Origin of the sequence: Dinoroseobacter sp. S76, from assembly GCF_049801095.1 — a bacterium.
In the GTDB taxonomy this organism is placed as follows: Bacteria; Pseudomonadota; Alphaproteobacteria; order Rhodobacterales; family Rhodobacteraceae; genus Dinoroseobacter.
Genome location: NZ_JBNAGH010000011.1, coordinates 1 through 18,238, shown reverse-complemented (window position 1 = coordinate 18,238; position 18,238 = coordinate 1). Strand labels below are relative to the sequence as shown.

The 18,238-nt window shown below is 60.0% G+C and carries 17 protein-coding genes and 1 pseudogene; 13 read left to right on the top strand and 5 right to left on the bottom strand.

Going from position 1 to position 18,238, the window contains the following annotated elements:
* Position 1: 1 nt before the first annotated feature.
* From gdhA to ACP153_RS19965, 3 genes are read left to right on the top strand one after another with little or no spacing between them, the layout of a single operon-like run.
* A complete protein-coding gene (gene gdhA, locus ACP153_RS19975) occupies positions 2-1,345 on the top strand; it encodes an NADP-specific glutamate dehydrogenase (RefSeq protein ID WP_424972779.1) in 1,344 nt (447 codons plus the stop codon).
* Complete coding sequence (locus ACP153_RS19970) at positions 1,345-3,000, top strand: acetolactate synthase large subunit (RefSeq protein WP_424972778.1); 1,656 nt, start codon at positions 1,345-1,347, stop codon at positions 2,998-3,000. Before gdhA ends, ACP153_RS19970 begins: the two co-directional genes overlap by 1 nt.
* 58 nt (positions 3,001-3,058) lie before the next feature.
* Positions 3,059-3,553 carry a Dps family protein gene (locus ACP153_RS19965; protein WP_424972777.1) on the top strand — a complete coding sequence of 165 codons (495 nt, stop codon included), beginning with the start codon at positions 3,059-3,061 and terminating at the stop codon, positions 3,551-3,553.
* A gap of 66 nt (positions 3,554-3,619) precedes the next feature.
* Here ACP153_RS19965 and ACP153_RS19960 read toward each other — a convergent pair whose 3' ends face one another.
* Positions 3,620-4,435, bottom strand: a complete 816-nt coding sequence (locus ACP153_RS19960; protein ID WP_424972776.1) for a response regulator — start codon at positions 4,433-4,435, stop codon at positions 3,620-3,622.
* Between the two features lie 116 nt (positions 4,436-4,551).
* Between ACP153_RS19960 and ACP153_RS19955 the strand changes: the two genes are divergently transcribed.
* The 8 genes from ACP153_RS19955 (at position 4,552) to ACP153_RS19920 (ending at position 9,881) form a co-directional block, all read left to right on the top strand.
* Complete coding sequence (locus tag ACP153_RS19955) at positions 4,552-4,734, top strand: NepR family anti-sigma factor (protein ID WP_424972775.1); 183 nt, start codon at positions 4,552-4,554, stop codon at positions 4,732-4,734.
* A complete protein-coding gene (locus ACP153_RS19950) occupies positions 4,731-5,294 on the top strand; it encodes an RNA polymerase sigma factor (protein WP_424972774.1) in 564 nt (187 codons plus the stop codon). The genes ACP153_RS19955 and ACP153_RS19950 overlap by 4 nt, the downstream gene beginning before the upstream one ends.
* A gap of 2 nt (positions 5,295-5,296) precedes the next feature.
* Positions 5,297-7,015, top strand: coding sequence for a sensor histidine kinase (locus ACP153_RS19945; protein ID WP_424972773.1), 1,719 nt, complete (start codon positions 5,297-5,299; stop codon positions 7,013-7,015).
* Positions 7,008-8,435: a phospholipase D family protein gene (locus ACP153_RS19940; protein WP_424972772.1), complete on the top strand. Its 1,428-nt coding sequence runs from the start codon at positions 7,008-7,010 to the stop codon at positions 8,433-8,435. Before ACP153_RS19945 ends, ACP153_RS19940 begins: the two co-directional genes overlap by 8 nt.
* Before the next feature lie 71 nt (positions 8,436-8,506).
* Positions 8,507-8,689, top strand: coding sequence for a hypothetical protein (locus ACP153_RS19935; protein WP_424972771.1), 183 nt, complete (start codon positions 8,507-8,509; stop codon positions 8,687-8,689).
* 3 nt (positions 8,690-8,692) lie between these two features.
* Positions 8,693-9,208, top strand: coding sequence for a pyridoxamine 5'-phosphate oxidase family protein (locus ACP153_RS19930; protein ID WP_424972770.1), 516 nt, complete (start codon positions 8,693-8,695; stop codon positions 9,206-9,208).
* A gap of 105 nt (positions 9,209-9,313) precedes the next feature.
* On the top strand, positions 9,314-9,490 hold the full coding sequence (locus tag ACP153_RS19925) for a YqaE/Pmp3 family membrane protein (protein WP_424972769.1): 177 nt from the start codon (positions 9,314-9,316) through the stop codon (positions 9,488-9,490).
* Positions 9,477-9,881: a DUF4112 domain-containing protein gene (locus ACP153_RS19920; protein ID WP_424972768.1), complete on the top strand. Its 405-nt coding sequence runs from the start codon at positions 9,477-9,479 to the stop codon at positions 9,879-9,881. Before ACP153_RS19925 ends, ACP153_RS19920 begins: the two co-directional genes overlap by 14 nt.
* A 31-nt stretch (positions 9,882-9,912) precedes the next feature.
* Here the strand turns inward: ACP153_RS19920 and ACP153_RS19915 are convergent, their stop codons facing one another.
* The 3 genes from ACP153_RS19915 to ACP153_RS19905 form a co-directional block, all read right to left on the bottom strand.
* The gene (locus tag ACP153_RS19915) at positions 9,913-12,501 is read right to left on the bottom strand and encodes an HWE histidine kinase domain-containing protein (RefSeq protein ID WP_424972767.1); all 2,589 of its coding nucleotides are present in this window, start codon (positions 12,499-12,501) and stop codon (positions 9,913-9,915) included.
* Complete coding sequence (locus ACP153_RS19910; protein ID WP_424972766.1) at positions 12,485-13,108, bottom strand: hypothetical protein; 624 nt, start codon at positions 13,106-13,108, stop codon at positions 12,485-12,487. Before ACP153_RS19910 ends, ACP153_RS19915 begins: the two co-directional genes overlap by 17 nt.
* A gap of 63 nt (positions 13,109-13,171) precedes the next feature.
* On the bottom strand, positions 13,172-13,921 hold the full coding sequence (locus ACP153_RS19905) for a Crp/Fnr family transcriptional regulator (RefSeq protein ID WP_424972765.1): 750 nt from the start codon (positions 13,919-13,921) through the stop codon (positions 13,172-13,174).
* 2,304 nt (positions 13,922-16,225) lie between these two features.
* Here ACP153_RS19905 and ACP153_RS19900 point away from each other — a divergent pair.
* Positions 16,226-16,513: a phage integrase central domain-containing protein gene (locus tag ACP153_RS19900; protein WP_424972764.1), complete on the top strand. Its 288-nt coding sequence runs from the start codon at positions 16,226-16,228 to the stop codon at positions 16,511-16,513.
* A gap of 506 nt (positions 16,514-17,019) precedes the next feature.
* On the opposite strand, the gene ACP153_RS19895 is transcribed toward ACP153_RS19900, so the two are convergent.
* Positions 17,020-17,280 (bottom strand): hypothetical protein, encoded by a 261-nt coding sequence (locus ACP153_RS19895; protein WP_424972763.1) that lies wholly within the window; start codon positions 17,278-17,280, stop codon positions 17,020-17,022.
* Positions 17,281-17,624: 344 nt separating this feature from the next.
* Here ACP153_RS19895 and ACP153_RS19890 point away from each other — a divergent pair.
* A pseudogene (locus ACP153_RS19890) lies at positions 17,625-18,238 on the top strand (transposase); the annotation flags it as partial.

Here is an 18,238-nt window from a genome sequence, read left to right as displayed (position 1 = left end):
CATGAACCGCAAAGATGCGCTCACCGAAGTCTTCATGAGCGGCCTCGCCGCACAGCCCGAAGCGGAGCCGAACTTTCACCAAGCGGTCGAGGGCGTCGCGCGGGATGTGCTGACGGTCGAAAAGAACGATGCAGACTATGCCGCTGCGCGGGTTTTGGCATGTCTGGCCGAGCCCGATCGCGTTTTGTCCTTCCGCATCACGTGGGAGGATGACACCGGTCAGGTACAGATCAATCGTGGCTGGCGGGTTCAGACCTCCAATGCGATTGGGCCCTACAAAGGCGGTTTGCGCTTCCACCCCTCCGTGGATCTCGACACGTTGAAGTTCCTGGGCTTCGAGCAATGCTTCAAGAACGCGCTCACCGGGCTGCCCTTGGGGGGCGCCAAGGGCGGCGCCGACTTCGATCCGCGGGGTCGATCAGAGCGTGAGATTATGCGATTTTGCCAAGCCTTCATGGGCGCGTTGGCGCCATTCGTCGGCCCGGATCAGGACGTTCCGGCGGGTGACATCAATGTGGGCGCGCGCGAGATTGGCTGGCTTTTTGGCGCTTGGCGCAAGCACCGCCAGTCCTTTGGTGGTGCCTTGACCGGCAAGGGCCTGAGCTTTGGAGGATCCGAAATCCGCGTCGAGGCGACGGGGTTTGGGCTGATCTACTTCCTGTCCTGTATGCTCCATGACCGCGGGGAGACGCTTGAGGGCAAGCGCGTCCTGATCTCTGGCAAAGGGAATGTGGCGACCCATGCCGCACTCAAGGCGATGTCGCTGGGCGCAAAGGTACTGACACTGTCGGATACGGGCGGCACCCTCTACGCGCCGGATGGTTTGACGCCAGAGGCCGTAAACTGGGTTCGGATACGCAAAGCGCGGGGTGAGGACATCGCGCATCCGCCCGCGTCCCTGGGCCCGCGCTACAAGGCCGACGCTCTGCCTTGGGAAATCGAGGCGGATATCGCGCTTCCATGCGCCACCCAAAACGAGATCGGCAGCGCGGAGGCCGCGCAGCTTGTCAGCTCGGGCGTCACGATTGTTGCGGAAGGAGCCAACATGCCCCTGACCCATGAGGCGGCAACGACCCTGCAGTCAAAGGACGTGATCATCGCCCCGGGCAAGGCGGCCAATGCCGGGGGCGTTGCCGTCAGCGGTCTCGAGATGAGCCAGAATGCCATGCGGCAGAGCTGGACCCCCGAACGGGTGGACGCGGCGCTTCGGGACATCATGACGGAGATCCACCGACAGGTCGCACACGAGGGTCGCGTGCCCGGTGGGATCGATTACCGACGGGGGGCAAATATCGCCGGATTCCGCAGGTTGGCCAAGGCGATCTCGGCACAGGGGGTGGTGTAGTGGGACAGGCAACACCGCAAACGCGAACCGGCGCGGCTGCCCTGATCGAAGCTCTTAGCGAGGCAGGCGTGACCACGGTCTACGGAGTGCCCGGCGAAGAAACGACATCCCTGATGGCGGCTCTGGCCAAAAGCGATCTGGACTTCGTTCTCTGTCGCCATGAACAGGCCGCGGCGTTCATGGCCGGGGTGCATGGTCGCCTGACGGGACAGCCTGCGGCCTGTCTCGCCACCCTCGGGCCCGGTGCGACCAACCTTGTCACCGGGGTGGCGGATGCGACCCTGGACTTTGTTCCTTTGGTCGCGATCACCGGCCAAGGGGCGCTGAGCCGTTTGGGGCGGGAAAGCCACCAGATCATCGACCTTGAAGCGCTCTTTGCTCCGATCACGAAGCAGAGCAGAACCCTGCTCGACGCGGATGCCATCCCCGGCGCAGTGGCCGAGGCCGTCCGCGTTGCGACAGCGGAGAAGCCTGGCGCCGTGCATCTTTGTCTGCCCGAGGATGTCGCCAGTGCGCAAACCTCAGTACCTCTCCATCCCGTGGCGCTCCCCGCTCTGCCGCTCGCGAACAACGCGACCCTCGCCCTCGCCGCTGACCGGCTGCGCGCAGCGGAACGGCCGGTCATCCTTGTCGGTGCAGGGGCCTTGCGCGCAAAAGCGGCCGATCAGGTGCGCGTCTTTGCCGAAGCGACGGGGATTGCGGTTGTGACAAGCTTCATGGCCAAGGGGATCCTTCCGGCGGATCATCCCCTCACGCTGTTCACGGTTGGGCAACCCGAAGGGGACTATGTCGATATGGGGCTCAACGCTGCCGATCTTATCTTGTCGGTCGGTTACGACCCCATAGAATACCCCGTCGATCACCTCACGCGGGATGGGGTAACTCCGGTTGTCCACCTCGGACAAAGCCCGGCCCCCGCCGATGCAGGATGGCCTCTCGTTGCGGAGGTGACAGGAGCGCTGCCTGCAACCCTTGAAGGCTTGCGCACGCGCCTGAGGGGTCAGCGTTGGGACATGCCGGGAACGTTCTCAGCTGTGCGCGAGGGCATGCGGCGAACCTTGCGTCGCCCCCAAACCGAGACGGAGACCGGCCCCATTGCACCGCAGGACATCTGCGCAGAGATCACAGCGCAGCTCAGGCCAAGGGACACGGTCTTGTCGGGTGTCGGATTGCACAAGCTCTGGGTGGCGCGTCACGTTTCGCCGAAACGGGCCGGACAGGTGATCATTCCCAACGGGCTCGCAGGTATGGGACTGGCTCTGCCCGGGGCGGTCGCCGCGGCGCGACTGCAAACCGAGGGGCGTGTGCTCGCGATTTGCGGCGATGGAGATGTGCTCATGAATGTGCAGGACATGGAAACCGCCGCGCGTCTCGGGCTCGATCTGACCGTCATGGTTTGGGAGGATGGTGGCTATGGTCTGATCGACGCGCACCAAGAAAAGGCGGGTGCCGATGCCCCGCAATTTCGGTTTGGGACGCCCGATTGGGGACAGCTCGCGGAAGCCTTTGGCTGGAGCCATGCTCCTGTGAGCGGCGTGTCTGATCTCGCACAGGTGCTGAAAGCCGCGCATGACAGTGCCGGTCCCACCCTGATTTCGGTCAAGGTTGACTACGATGCCGGGGGCGGACTTCCGAGGGCGAGAAAGGCGGCCTGAGCTCGGAACTTGCGGAAGTCTTGCACGTTGTCTCCCCGAACACGGAAAGGAGACCAAAATGACCGAAGCTTTGAAAGTCATCCCCACAAGCGATGAGGTGTCCACCGGCGTGCGCGACACGAACACGATCGCGAGCGCCCTCGCTGATGTACTCGCCGACACGTACCGATTGATCTTCAAGACCCACGCGATCCACTGGAATGTCGAAGGGCCGATGTTCTACTCCGTGCACAAGCTGACGGAGGAGCAATATGAAAACATGTTCTCGGCCGCAGACGAGCTGGCCGAGCGCATGCGGTCCCTTGGCGAATTCGCTCCCATGCAGCTCAAATCGCTGATGGAGCGGTCCCGCGTCGAGGATGCACATGAGAAGATGTCGGCGCAGGAGATGGTCGAGAGCCTTGCCGCAGACCATGAGTTGCTCGCACATCGCCTTCACGCTCTGGTGGAGCTGGTGGAAGGGCGCCACGATCCTGTGACCGAGGATCTCGCGACCGAGCGCAGTGCATTCCACGAACAAGCGGCCTGGATGCTGCGGGCGCTTAGCAAGTAACAGCGCCAGAAACGAACAAAGCCCCGCCAGATGGCGGGGCTTTTCAGAAGGTGGGCTGTCCGTGACTTAGGCCTTCAACGTCTCTGTTGAGGCAAAGAACATCGCCTGACTGACAGCCGAACGCACTTGCTCCTCCGTATACGGTTTTGAAATCAGGAATGCAGGTTCGGGCCCTTCGCCCGTCAACAACCGCTCGGGATAGGCCGTGATGAAGATCACCGGCATGTCGCCATCGCGTTCCAAGATGCGATTGACCGCATCGATGCCGCTGGAATGATCCGCAAGCTGGATATCCGACAGAATAAGGTCGGGCTTTTCCATCGCCGCCAAATCCAGCGCGCGCGTTTCGGTGCGGGCAACCCCTGTCACCTGATGGCCCATTTCGGACACGATGCCCTCGAGATCCGTTGCGATGATTGCCTCGTCTTCGATGATCATGACCTTGCCGCTGATCAGTTTGGCCATCTCCGAGTAGGCGATATTGACCAGCTCGCTCACTTCGTCCTGTGGCCGGCCCATGATCGAGGCCAGAGCCGTAAAGTCGAACCCCTCGACAGTATGCAACAGAAGAGCCTCGCGGGTGTTCGGGGTCAACCGATTGAGACGCATCGATGCCGTGCCAGCCGGTCCTCCATCGATCTCGGTGTCTTCTATCTGAGCGCTACTGCTGGACCAGATTGCATGAAAGACCCGAAACAGCGCCGCTTTGGCCCCGAACTCCGCATCATAGAGCGATGGGTCGGCCAGGATGGTCTCGAGTGTTGCGGCCGCATAGGTGTCGCCGGACGTCGCGTTGCCGGTCAAGGCACGGGCATAGCGCCGCAAGTAAGGCAGGTTTGCACCGATTTGGTCTGACAGCGAAGTGTCTGCGGTCTGAGACATTGATCCCCTCATCTTTTGAAAGCGCCACAGGGCGTGCTATTTTTTTGACCTAGGTCTGGAACCAAACGCGCGGCCCAGCGTTGTGGTTCCATGAAAAAGCGCATGGGCCATATATTGTGACACAGCAAAACCTGATGCAGAAAAGACGAAATTCAACGTTGGACGCTCAGATCGATGAGAACCTGAAGAAGGCATATAGCGATGTGCTCAACGAACAGGTCCCCGATCGTTTGACGCAATTGCTTGAGCAGTTGAAAGCTCAGGACAAAGCGCCCTCCGAGCCGGAGGATAAGTCATGAGCACCACTCAAGAGCCGGATCCGCGCGATGAACTCGTGGAGCACCTTGGTGCGATGCGCGCCTTTGCCTATAGCCTGACGCGGAACTCCGCGACGGCGGATGACCTCGTGCAGGACACCCTGGTGAAGGCCTGGTCGAACATCGACAAGTTCCAGGTGGGGACAAATATGCGCGCATGGTTGTTCACCATCTTGCGCAACACGTTCTATTCCATGCGGCGCAAGCGGAAGCGCGAGGTCGAAGATGGTGAAGGCGAACTTGCGGCAACTCTGGCGCAAAAGCCGGATCATGACGGTCGCCTGCAGATGCGGGAATTCAACGAAGCTTTCGCGCAATTGCCCGATGAACAACGCGAAGCGCTGATCCTGGTCGGTGCCGGTGGGTTTTCATACGAAGAAGCTGCCGAGATGTGCGGTGTCCGGGTCGGCACTGTAAAAAGCCGCGTTAACCGGGCGCGGAACCGTTTGACGGATCTCCTTGAAATCTCCGAGGAGGACGCATTGGAAATGACCGACAGCGTCACCCATGGTATCGTGGCCGGGAACCAAAGCGCCGCCTGACCATGACATTGCAATCCCTGTTCGGTGGCCTTCCGGCGCGCCTCATTGCGCTGGTCACCTTGGCGCTGTTCCCTTTGGGCATGATCTCGCTCTACCAGACCCGCAGCGTGGTGGAGCGCGCGGATGATCTCGCGCGCTCGGCTCTAATTGCGGAAACCGAGCGGGCCGTGGCCGCTGAACGCCGGATCCTGATCGAAGCTGTGAGCGCGGGCAACGGTCTCGGCGCTGCGATCGGGCCACTCTCTCAAGATATGGATCAATGCAACGAGATCTTGGGTGATTTCATTGCGCAGAACCCGCATTTCGCCTTTGTCGGCTATCTGCCCCTTGATGGCATCATGGAGTGTTCCAGCGCGGATCGCAGCTTCGATTTCTCCGGGTTTCCCGGCTTTGCAAAGGCCATGGCCTCGCAGAGGCTGAATTTTGCAGTCAACGAGTCCGGCGAGGTGAGCGGGCAGTCCGTCATGATCGCCAATGTTCCGATCGTCAGAAAAGGCGCGTTCCTGGGGTACATCTCCATGTCGATCCCGCATCGGATCGTCAACAATCTGCTTCCCGAGACTGAAGGTGACACCGCCGCACGCACACTTGTCCTGAACAGGAACGATGAGATCATTTCCGCCAGCGGCGGGCTGGAAGGGGCGGAAAGCTACTTGCCCCAAGACTACTCCCTGGCCGAGTTGCGCGCGATGGCAGGCACCACGTTCCGTGGCACAACCCAGGACGGAGACCCGCGGGTGTTCGCGACCTTCACCCTGCTGGAAGAGGAAGTCGTTGTGGTCGGAAGTTGGCCCGTGAAGGCCTTGAGCATCGGTCAAGGTCCCGGGCAGGGCCTGCTGACCATCCTCTTTCCCATACTGATGTGGTGCGCGGGGGTAATCGTCGCTTTTTTCGGCCTCCATCGCCTGGTCATCCGGCATCTCCGAGATCTGCGCGATGCCATGCGCCGGTTCGCCTTGGGTGAGCGAAACATGGCCATGCTCAACCTCGACAACCCGTCGCAGGAATTCGAGGAAGCGCAGCGCGCCTTCAATCGAATGACCCGTATCTTGACCGAAGCGGAAGCAAGACGGGAACAGGATTTGCATGACAAGGAGGTTCTGTTGCGCGAGGTCCATCACCGCGTGAAGAACAACCTTCAGCTGATTGCTTCCATGATGAACATGCAAGCTCGGGCGGTCCAAACGCCCGAGGCCAAAAGGGTCTTGCAAGGTTTGCAGCGGCGGGTTCAGGGCCTCGCCGCCATTCATCGGACGCTCTACACGACCCCGGATATGACAACGGTCGACGTTGCCGGTCTGGCGGAAGAGATGGTGCGCGAAGTCGCCAGTCTGGCTGGCACCGGGCAAGAGAAGGTCCGGATCGTCCGGCATCTGGAACCGATGGAGCTTTACCCGGATCAGGCGGTCCCCCTGTCCATGGTGTTGTCGGAAATGCTGACGAATGCAGTGAAGTATATTGGCGCGCCGGAAGGTCGCGATCCTGAGATCGAAATCCGTCTTGAGCGTGACGGTCCCAAAGACATTCTTCTGTCTGTCGAAAACACCAAGGGAGCTGCGCTGGTGGATGTGGATCACAGCAAGAGCACCGGGATCGGGTCCCGCCTGATGCGCGCCTTTGTCACCCAACTCGAAGGGCAGCAAGAGGTCGTCGAGGACGATGCGCGCTACCGTATGATTGTCCGGTTCCAACCGACAGAGTTCGTTCGGGACGATGTCTGAGCCCGGCGAGGCGATCCCGCCCTTCCAAGTGCTCATCACCGCCGAGGAGGCTTGGCCTGCCTTCGAGACCGTGGTGCTAGGCGCGGACCGCGAGATCTCGATGGGCTTTCGCATCTTCGACCTGAGGACCAAGTTGCGCAGCCCTGCGGCACAGGAGATTGGCGAGGATTGGTTCGACCTGTTGGCTCACAAATTGTCCCAGGGCGTGAAAATCGATCTGGTTGTCAGTGACTTTGACCCGGTGATGGGAGCCGACCTGCACGCGCTTTCCATGGCGACCCTGAGAATAGCCGCAGGTCTGCGCGAGGTCGCGGGCTCGGATGCGCCGCTGTCTGTCCGGGCGGCGTTGCACCCTGCTCGGGCGGGAACGCTATGGCGCGCCGTGCTGGGCCCTCTGGCCAAGCGCTCAACGGGCAAGACACCCCCTTTCGCCACCGTCACTCAGCATCAAAAACTCGCGGTGGTCGACCGCGACTGGCTCTATATAGGTGGGCTTGACCTGAATGAGCGGCGGTTTGACACGAAAGACCACGACCGCGCTTCCGAAGACACCTGGACCGATGTGCAGCTCTTGATGCGCGGCCCGGAGGCGGCGGAAGCGGCGGATCATCTCGCGGGCTTTGTCGCGCAAACCCACGGGCAAACCCCGCCCAACCGGCTGCGCCATATCCGGCGGACATTGTCCAAACCGCGGGCGTTGCAGAGCTTTCACCTCTCTCCTCGCACAGTGCTCCGGGAAATCGAGGCGGACCACCTGGCAGGCATTCGGGATGCAGAGGAGCTGATCTATATCGAAACCCAGTTCCTCCGCTCCAGCAGGATCGCGCGCGCCCTGGCACGCGCGGCAATGGAAAAGCCCCACTTGCGGTTGATCCTTGTTCTGCCTGCCTTGCCCGATGACGTCGCATTTGAAGGGAACCGGGATCTCGATGCGCGATATGGGCTCTGGCTCAGCCATCAGGCGCTGAAACGTGTTTCTGAGGCCTTCGGTCCGCGCATGAGCATTCTGAGCCCGGTGCGCCAAACCCGAACGACGCATGAGGGTCTGCATGTCTTGGCTGGGGCACCGATCATCTATGTGCATTCGAAGATCTTCATCGCCGACAACCGGTTTGCTCTGGTCGGTTCGGCAAATCTCAATGGCCGCTCCCTGCGCTGGGACACGGAAGCAGCTGTCGCGCTCCGGGAGCCTAAGCGGATTCTGAGCCTACGCAAGGCGATTTCAGCCCATTGGTGGAGCGATGAAGCCCCGCCCCAGGCCTTGGATCTGGGACAGGCTCAAACCTGGTGGCAAACCGCTGCAGAGGAGAACGCGGAGCGAGCCCCGCGCAACAGGCTCGGCTTCCTTGTCCCCCATGATCCGAACCGACTGCCCGACATGCGTGTTCCCCTGCCCGGCGTGACCGAGGACATTGTCTGACCGCGGATGATGGAACCGCCCGCGTGCCTGCGGGGTTGGTATCTCAGTCACGTTACGCAAAGGAGCGCAAGATGAACTGGGACCAGATTCAAAGCGAATGGAGCAAGATCAAGAACCGGATCCAGGCCACCTCACGGCTCAACGCACGTGCCGCAGCCGACCGCAATCAATGGCAGAGCCTTCTGGAGGCAAAATACGGAGCGGCCGCACCCGTCGCCGAAAAGGAACTGCAAACGCGCAAAGCCGAGGGTTGAGACATGTCAGACCTCGTTGAAACTCCGCAGGACGCGCTGGAAACGCTCTGGTCCCAACTCGAAGACAACCGGGTCGGGATGCTGTGGCTGCCCGATAGCGGCCAGCACCCCCAACCCATGACGCATTTTGCCGATCGCGAGGCCGAGGCCTTGTGGTTCATCACCTCAGCCGACACGGATCTTGTTGCGGCTGTCGGTCATGGCGGGTTGGCGCGCTTTGTGCTGCAGTCCGAGAAGCTCGACTATCACGCGAGCCTCACCGGGAGCCTCGTGGTCTATGATAGCGACGAAAAACTTGATGCTTATTGGAGCATTGCCGTCGCCGCCTGGTTCGAACAAGGCCGCGATGATCCAAAGGTGACCTTGCTGAAATTCAGCCCCCGCGAAGCCGCCATCTGGGCCAGCGACGCCAACCCGGTCCTTCTGGGGGCAAAGATGGTACGTGCGGCGCTGTCCACGGACAGGATGTCTCCCAATATCGGGCAACACCGGGTGCTCGACTTGACCACTCAGGCGTAGCCACGCGCCCGTTTTCAACGAAAGCGTCAGAACGGATCGCGCGGGAACCCGTGTCCTGTTTCAGGCGTTTGCCTTCTGAACGTTCCCAAAACAGAGGAGTGACCCATGGACCTTGTACGCATCATTCTCGCAGTCCTCTTACCGCCCTTGGGCGTTTTTACCCAGGTGGGGTTTGGCAAGCATTTCTGGCTGAACATCCTTCTGACCCTGCTGGGCTACATCCCCGGCATCGTCCACGCCGTCTGGATTATTGCGCGAACGGGCGAGCATGGTCGTGCCTGATCCCGGTGACATGCGTTTTGCGCGTCTGGATCGCATGGCCGATACATTGGATGCGCGGTTCCGGATCCCGGGGCTGGGCTGGCGGTTCGGGTGGGACAGTGTGCTTGGCCTGCTCCCGGGGATGGGTGATCTGGTCACCATCGGCCCCGCGATCTACGTGATCTATGAGGGGCACAGGTTGGGCGCCCGCAAGTCCACCCTCGCGCGCATGGGGCTGAACAGTGGTCTCGACCTGCTTGTTGGCAGCGTGCCGATCTTCGGGGACATTTTTGATGCGAGCTTCAAGTCCAACAAGCGGAATGTCGCCCTCCTAAAGGAGGACCTGACCGAACAGGCGCGCGACGCAGCGAGGCGGTCCGCGCACGAGATGCCGCACGCTTCAGGCTGGTAAGCCGGCACCTCCAAGCGCTCGATTTTCGTCGTCAGCCTCTGTGACGGGCGGCCAGGTCCTGTGATTTTGGTATGGCCATGCGCAAGGCATCGAGGCTGAAAGGCTTGGTGACGAGGGCAGCCTCGGGGAAGGCGTCGATAGTGTCCACGGCACCGCCATATCCAGTGGCGAGGACAAACGGTACTCCCGCCGCTTCGCACGCTTTGCACACCGCAATGGACGTCTCATTGCCAAGATTGATGTCGAGCATCGCAAAGGTGATCTCGCGCGTCTTCAGGATGTTCAGGGCCTCGGCCACACGCGAAGCCGTGTGGACCTGCTCCGCCCCGAGCTCCGTCAACATATCCGCCCCGTCCAGAGCGATGATCATATTGTCCTCGAGAATGAGCACTTCGCCCATCAAGGCCACATCGACCTGTGGCTGAGAGGTTTGTTCAGGAGGCATTGCCGTCTCTACCGAACTCGCGCGGACGTAGCTTGATGGCAGCCAGAAGTCGACTTCCAACCCAGTCACCTTGAACCGCATCTCGGCCTTGCCACGCAACTCGAAGGGCACCGAACGCTCGATGATTGTCGTCCCGAAGCCCCGGCTTTTCGACGGCTGCACAACGGGACCGCCGATCTCGCGCCAATGCAGACTGCATCCGCCATCCTTGGACAGCGCGATATCCAGCCCAACCGTCCCGGAATCGACGCTCAGAGCGCCGTACTTTACGGAGTTGGTGACAAGCTCGTGGAGCACCAGCGCCATGGTGGTGAATGCCGGCGGCGAAAGGTCCACGGGGTCGCCCGCTACGGTCACCCGGTGAAATTCACTGCTGAGAAAAGCTTCGACTTCCGTATCCACCAAGCTGCGGATAGGGACCCAGTCCCAGTTCTTGCGCGTCAGTTGATCATGAGCGCGCGCGAGCGCGTGGATCCGGTGGTCCAGAACATCGCTAAAGGCGTCAACATCCCGGCTTTCGCCCCGGCTCTGAGAGATAAGACCACGGATGAGGTTGAGGATGTTGCGGACCCGGTGGTTCAACTCGGCAATCAGCAACTCCTGCTGCTCATCTGCCTTCTTGCGGGTTTCATTCATGGCATCCGACATTTTCAGAACCACTTCGAGCAAGGTAACCCGCAAGGTCTCTGCCGCTCGCCGTTCCGCCGACAGCCAAGGGGCGCAATGGCCACGGACCGTTTCGCGCCAGGCTGCAAAACTCTTGCGTGGGGTCAGGCGTATCCCGTTGGGGCCAAGCTCTGCCGGTTTTTCCGGGTTCCCAGCCCAGAGCACGGATTGTGCAACCTCACGCCGAAACATCACGAGGTAGTCTCTCGGGGTCCGCGAGATCGGCATCGCCATCAAGCCCGCTGAGCGGTCGAGGAACCCTTCGGCCTCCGGGTACCCGCCGATGAGATGGTCCGTAAAAAACACCTCGGAGGACTGGGCCCGGTTGAGGAAACGCACAAGACCGAGAAACTCCTCCTCGGTCGGTGCCGATCCCCGCGAGATATAGGTCCCGTCCGAGTAGATCGCGATCCCGTCATAGGCGATCACGTCCTGCAGCTCCTGTGCCAAAGGGTCAAACACGTCCACGAGGTTCTGGCCCGAGGACATCTGCGCCATGAGCCGATCATGCAGCTCCCGCGCGCGCGCCTCGTCCTCGCGCTCGGTCTCCACCTCGAGCTGCGCCAGCTCGTAGTTGAAGAGTTGAACGAACAGTTCGACCGCGTTGCGCTTAGCAAATCCGATATGGAAGGGGGTCATATTGTGACACGCGAACAGCCCCCAAAGCTCGCCGCGCCGCAGGATCGACCCTGATAGTGAAGCCCGCACCCCCATGTTGCGCAGATATTCGAGATGGATCGGTGACACCGCCCGCGTCTGGGCGAGCGAGAGGTCAAGAATTTCGCCATCCGGGCTGCTGGGGGGCACGATGGCATGCCCTTCTGCCTGCGCATCACTGATCAGTCGCAAGAGGTTGCGCGTGTAGAGCGCCCGGGCTTGTTTGGGGATGTCTGACGCGGGATAGCGCAGGCCAAGGAACGACTCGGCCCCGTTTTGCAGCGATTCCGACAAGACACGCCCAGAGCCGTCCGCCTCAAAGCGGTAGACCATCACCCGGTCGATATCGAGCAGCACCCGCAGGCAGGTCGCCGCCTCCTTCAGCATCTTGTCGAGATCACGGTGTCTCTGAACCCGGCCGATCAACGCCTGGACCATCGAAAAAGCGTCTTGCCGCGCCCCCGCCTCATCCGGGTCCGCCGTCTCAAACTCGAGCACGAGGTAGCGGTTCGCACGGTGGATGGAGACGTTGAAGATCCGACCATCATCCAGCAGGTCGAGACCAAAGAGATGGGTTACCCCTTCGCCCCGCGTAAGCGCCTGCATCCGACCGCGCAGAGCATGGACGGTGTCCCGTGGGAACATGTCCGTGAAGCTCGCACCGAGCAACTGCGCGGGCTCCAGCCCGAGAATGTCACTGCAGTTTTCTGAGGCGTGGGCAACGATCCAGTCCGAAGAGATTGCGATCAGGCAGCCAAAATCCTGAACACGGCCCAGAAGGTGGATGGGTTCGCGATCACACGTCGTCAGATCGACGCCACCCTTCGCATAAAGCTCAACAGGATCGGTCATTGCCTGTCTCCTTGTAATGGGGATCGCAACTTGCAGTTTGAGCGAAACCGCTGAAAAGCCGACGGGCGTCATCCACGACCCGGTCTGCATGGGCCCCTTGGGCTGCCTTGCCTTGCAAGTCACGTACACAGCTGCGCCAAAGCTCTGTATCGGTCGGTGCAGTCAAAAAACTCCGTGCGGCCTGGACTTCTGGATCTCGTGAGACCTTCCAACGGCGCTTGAGATGCTCTGCGCCAATGCGTGACCCAAGCACGACATAGTCCACGGCTTCCGAGTGAAGATCGGCAAGGTCATTGCTTAGCAAATTCGGTTGAAACGGGATCCTGGCCGAAAGCCGATGGAGATCGAATTTCGCTCTGAGCGCCAGTTCCACGATGGTCCCTTTAGCCAGGTCACCCAATCCGTGGCGACCAAGCATGCCCAACATGATCCTCTGCATAACGAGAAACCGTGTCAGGCCAGCCTTTGACGCGAAATCAATCGCGCCGACGACCCTATCGAGATCCATGTGGAGGTTGGACGTGTCCCGCTTGAGCCGCTGTCGCAAGCTGTCATGCGCGCTAGGCCAGCGCCGACGTTGCGGCCGCGGGGTCATCAAAGTGGTCATCCTCTGATTTGCTAGACCCCGGCGCGCGCGCGCCAGCGCTTTTGCTCAACCTATTAAACTGGTTTAAGTGGGAAACCAGGATTGGTCGATTTCACGCCATTCATTCTGAAGGTCTACGTCCTGCGCTACGTTCTGCATATCCAAAAGCTGTACGTGTTTGTCCCGAAGGGTCAGCACCCCCCGGTCACTCAGACGTTTGAGCACCCGGTTGACGTAGATCGAGGTCAGCCCAAGGTGATCGCCAATTTCAGACTGGGTGAGCGGCATGTAGAACCGCGACGTCGCCAGGGTCTGAGCCGCATCGAGGCGGTTTTTCAGCGAGACCAGAAACTGCAGCAGCCGTGCCTCCGCGGTCAGGCTCGTGGACGCGGCAAACCTTTGTCGCAGCCCATGGTGCTCAAGGCTGTTCAACGCCATGATCAACGCCGCGAGACGAGGCACCTCTTCATACATCCGGACAAGTGCTGCGCGCGGAAAAGGGCAAACCATACCGTCGGTTCGCATCACGGTCGCATGTTTTGCGTGGGGTTGGGACAGCTCAGCCATGCCCATAACGTCACCAGGCAGGTAGATATGGATGATTGGCCGCCGCCCGCGCACAGGTTGGCCATAGACGAGGGCCCATCCATACTTGATGACGTGCAACTCGTTGGTGACATCACCGATCTCGAAGATGCTCTGCCGTCGTGTCATGGGGCGGGCATCCCGCTCCATACGGGCCACGAACTTGGCCTCGTCTTGGGTCAGCGCAACATACCGGCTCAAGCGGGTCGCAAGGCAACTGTCATTTGTGGAACTGCGTTGGGCAAACACGAGCTTGCTCCTATACCGGCAACAGAACAAATGCTGAGCGAGACTTGCTCCTGGCGCACTCGGTTCTTGCAGCGGACAGAGCCGGGCGCGTTGTCTGGTCGGGGCGCTCCGGAGCGGGTCGGATGTGTTTGACACGGTTCATGATCAGTTAACGCATATGTCGTGTGACAAGTTCCGTCGGCCTTGGGGAATGATCAGGCCTAAGCCTATTGCGAAGGGCGTCAAACGCAGGATGCGGGTTTGCTGATCTAGTTTTACCCTTTCGACGAATTAGCCATTTTGCGGGAACCTTTCCCCGCCGACAGGCATTCACGTCTCACAGGCGCGATGCGCATCGCATTAGCGCGACAGAGTGAGATCAGATGGTCGCAGACAAAAGCCGCCCAGAGGGTGGATGGCCACGAAAAGCCGATTGTTCCACAGTCCCCGTCTCTCGGGCGAGCAAGGGCCTCTTTTTCTCTGTCAGAGAAAAGACTCGCCCTCCTTCCGCCCCTGCAGCCGAGCATCAGGTAATCAACGCCTCAGAACCGGTCACAACCTCCTCGCTCTGCTGTGGCCGCAAGAGGGGGATCGTCTTGAGAAGCACCTCCCGACCGTACTCACGCCGAAGCCTGAGCCTGTCCGAAACATTTGCGATCCAAATACGGAGCATCGAAATGCGTGACTTCCACAATCACCCCGTGCGCCCCTTGCCTTCCACCACCCGCCCGGTTGGCTTCTTCCTCTGTCCGGAACGGCCTGAGCAAGTCCTCCGCACGTGCCGGATCATTGACGCGCTCCCCGCGCACCAGCCAGCGACCGTGTTCTGTTCAGATGCAACGCGTGTGTCTGGGATCGCGGGCAGGGCAGAGATTGTCGAAGTGCCAAGGCTTACCAAGCCATGCGAGCACGTCGCTACAGGATCAAAAGGGCTGTGGACCCTCAATATCGAAGAATTCAAATCCTCTAATGTATCGTACGGCCTGGCAAAGATCGCCAGTTGGTTCGCCTGCGCGAAACCCGGGCTCGTTATCGCCGAAGCCGGATCTCAGATCGTCCAGTTTGCGCGGGCGTTTTCTGTCCCCTATGTGACATTTGCCCCAGCCGACCTGCGCTTGGGGTCCGCACATCAGGAAGCACATCTGAATGCCGTTGGAATTTTGGTCCCGTGTCACGAGGCGCTCGCGCAAGATGTCTGGCCGACGCACCTGTATTGGAAGACACATTTTGCCGCCGGTCTCGAACGTGTTGGCCAAGGACCCGCGCGCCGGGTCGCGCGAGAGCGTCTCGGTCTTCCGATGGACAAAAGGGTTGTTCTCGCCCTTGCGGAGACGAGCATGTCTTTCCCGTCTAAAGCTGCGCTTGCAGCTGGTGCTGCTGCAACTCCAGATCATCTCTGGATTGTCGCTGGATCTGGGATGTCCGAACTGCACAGAGAACGGCCGGACCCCCTAAAGGTCCTTGCCAAGGAGGCACCGATCGCAGAGCAGCTGGCAGCTGCCGATATCGTGGTTTCGACAGCGAGCGCAGTGGCGGCTTCTCAGGTCCTGTCTGCGCGCAAGCCTTGGCTTGTTGTTCCTCACCAAAGAGGTGAGCGAGATCAAACTAATTTGGCGCGCGCTCTTTGTCGCGCAAAGGCGGCACATGTCAGGCAGTATTTGCCGACATATACTGGCGGCTGGCGTCTTACTCTTGAAGCCACTGAGAGAAGCCACGACCCAATTCGACAAGCAATTCTGGACCATCCAGGCGCAGCAGTAGGGAGTGCGGCTTGGATTGAAGGATTGTGCTCTCGGCGCAATGGAGAGCCGTCTGCACCGCAACGATTGAACGCGTATCGGGCGTCGGGAGTAGGTAGCGATCTTGTTGCAATATAGACCGAGCCTAAATCCAGCTTGCCACGCTTGATCTATTGACCGGTTCGCAGGGTCACTTCCGCTCTAAGCAGGTCAGCTAGAGAAAGCGGCAAAACGAACCTTGTCCACGATTAGGCGCGGGTGATTACTCTGCTCCACACTGTTTCATTTGGACACCATTTGTCTTGAAGAAAAGCAGCGCAACTCAGGGAAAGAGAGGGTGGTATGAAATGTGGCATGAAGTACATCGCACTATGATATTTTAAAATATTTTCCGTTTTTTACGCTGAATTAATTGCGGACTTCGTCTCCGCCGCATGCCAACTTCATCCAAATCATTGCGTGGTAGACAACGCGGTACTGCGTGGATGCCCTAAGCGGAAAGCTGACAAAGAAGCTGGCGCGAACTCAACGAACGGCCAACAGCGGGTCAATACGCTCGCCGAGTATGCCTCCCCAAGATTGACGCTTGCCGATTTCAGTAGCCAGCCAGCCAGAAGTGCTCCAAGTCCTGCTCCCTACCTGGACTGAAAAGCGCGAGACGGCCAAGCGTCGCGCACAGCGGATCAAAGCCGTCCTCGATGCCGCCAAGTCAAACGGCTTCCGAAGAGGCGAGTACCCCTTGAAAACGATCCGGGACACTCCCGTGTTGCCGCAGCTCAAGCAGAAGGCGATGCATCGGAAATACTTCCTGGGAATCTACGCTGAACAGGCAACGAAGGACGGCACTACGTCAAGGATCAGTAGCACTTTGTAGAGTGAAAAAAAATTCTGCAAAGCCGCCGACCAGACGTGAGAGAGCATCAAACATGTATTGGGCGCTTTGCTCAGACTACCGGGATGCTCAGTCACAGGCTGAAGGTCGCTGCGATGACTGCGAGCGTCATCGCCGTCAAGCCTGCTGCCTTGAGCGGGGCGTGTTTCAAAACACTGCCGAAACCACCGTTGTCAGAGCAGCAAGGGGGAGCAACAAAGAGCAGGACCATGGTTCCGACAGGGGCATGAACGATCCGAGATCGGTTGGCCCTGTGTCATCCTCCGCGTCCTGCGCATTTGCGCAGGACGGATTTGGGGACCGACAGCACCAGCCAGAAAGATGGTTATGAGCGCAAGCTTCAGCCGGATAAAGCCTTGGCCGAAGCCACCATCAGAGTTGTAATCGAGTGCGAGACAGTCTTTGAGAAGCCCCCCGAGAATACGACGAGGCCTGCACGCGGAATGAGTTCCGACCATTTCATCGGGAGTTCCTCGTTCAATCGATGATCAGTTGATCAAACCAACCTCTTTGAGCGTCTCGCAGTAAACCGCCTTGGCTTCGACGAAGTAGGTTCCGAACTCGGTGCCAGTCAGAAGCCCGGGAGAGACCGAGTTCGGCGCCAGATTCTGGGTCTTCCATGCCGCGTTGTAATTGAGGTCGGTCATCGGCTCGACGAGATAAGCTTTCGCCTCGTCCGAGATGTTGACCGGTGCCGTCACGCCGCTGAAAGGGCTGTGGGTGATTTCCTGTTCCGAGAACGTCGGCACATAGGGCGGGGTTTCGGAACGCTCCGCCGTATGGATAGCAAGCGCTGCCAGTTGCCCGGTATCGATGAAGTCGGGGACCGGCCCCGGATTGGTGATCGCAAAACCGGTCCAATTCGACAGTATGCGGCAACAACCTCGCCATCTCCGTCGAAGGGAATGCGGTTCACCTTTTTGCCTGTCAGTTTGCCGAGTTGAACGGCCAAGAAATGCTCGATGGCCCCGACCGCGGAACCACCCACGTTCAGGATCCCGCCCGCCTGTCTGACGTCAGTGCCTATGGGTCCAAACAGGGTCATTTGCTAAGAGAGAGTTTGTTGCTCATCGTAACCACCGAGGAGTGGACGATGAGAAAGACAACGAAGAGCCCTGGCGAGAAGATCGTCAAAGACATCAAGCGCGCCACGCGCAAGCAGTATTCGAGCGAAGAGAAGATCCGGATCGTGCTGGATGGTCTGCGCGGCGAGGACAGTATCGCGGAGCTATGCCGTCGCGAAGGCATATCCCAGGGCCTGTATTACAAATGGTCCAAGGACTTCATGGAGGCCGGGAAGAAGCGTTTGGCCGGGGACACAGCGCGGGCTGCGAACAGTGATGAGGTCAAAGAACTGCGCCGCGAGGCAAAGGACCTCAAGGAAGTGGTCGCTGAACAGACGCTTGAGCTGCGTCTTCTCAAAAAAAGCATGCTCGGGGATGGGGGCGACCACGAATGAGGTATGCCGCATCAGAGAAGCTGGAGATCATTCGGCTGGTGGAAGAAAGCCATCTGTCGGCGCGTCGAACACTGGCTAAGCTGGGTATCCCTCGCACCACGTTCTACCGTTGGTATGACCGATACTGCAGCGCGGTGAGGCTGGGCTGGCGGATCAATCTCCCAAGCCCAATCACGTCTGGAATCGGGTGCCCTCTGACGTGAAGCGCAAGGTTGTGGATCTTGCGCTGAAGGAAACGGAGCTATCGC

Bases quoted from the DNA above. Each gene is read 5' to 3' on its own strand.
- ACP153_RS19940 (WP_424972772.1), top strand. From the start codon at position 7,008: ATGTCTGAGCCCGGCGAGGCGATCCCGCCCTTCCAAGTGCTCATCACC.
- ACP153_RS19950 (WP_424972774.1), top strand. From the start codon at position 4,731: ATGAGCACCACTCAAGAGCCGGATCCGCGCGATGAACTCGTGGAGCAC.
- ACP153_RS19960 (WP_424972776.1), bottom strand. From the start codon at position 4,435: ATGTCTCAGACCGCAGACACTTCGCTGTCAGACCAAATCGGTGCAAAC.
- ACP153_RS19915 (WP_424972767.1), bottom strand. From the start codon at position 12,501: ATGACCGATCCTGTTGAGCTTTATGCGAAGGGTGGCGTCGATCTGACG.
- ACP153_RS19920 (WP_424972768.1), top strand. From the start codon at position 9,477: ATGGTCGTGCCTGATCCCGGTGACATGCGTTTTGCGCGTCTGGATCGC.
- ACP153_RS19945 (WP_424972773.1), top strand. From the start codon at position 5,297: ATGACATTGCAATCCCTGTTCGGTGGCCTTCCGGCGCGCCTCATTGCG.
- ACP153_RS19910 (WP_424972766.1), bottom strand. From the start codon at position 13,108: ATGACCACTTTGATGACCCCGCGGCCGCAACGTCGGCGCTGGCCTAGC.
- ACP153_RS19935 (WP_424972771.1), top strand. From the start codon at position 8,507: ATGAACTGGGACCAGATTCAAAGCGAATGGAGCAAGATCAAGAACCGG.
- ACP153_RS19965 (WP_424972777.1), top strand. From the start codon at position 3,059: ATGACCGAAGCTTTGAAAGTCATCCCCACAAGCGATGAGGTGTCCACC.
- ACP153_RS19925 (WP_424972769.1), top strand. From the start codon at position 9,314: ATGGACCTTGTACGCATCATTCTCGCAGTCCTCTTACCGCCCTTGGGC.
- gdhA (WP_424972779.1), top strand. From the start codon at position 2: ATGAACCGCAAAGATGCGCTCACCGAAGTCTTCATGAGCGGCCTCGCC.
- ACP153_RS19930 (WP_424972770.1), top strand. From the start codon at position 8,693: ATGTCAGACCTCGTTGAAACTCCGCAGGACGCGCTGGAAACGCTCTGG.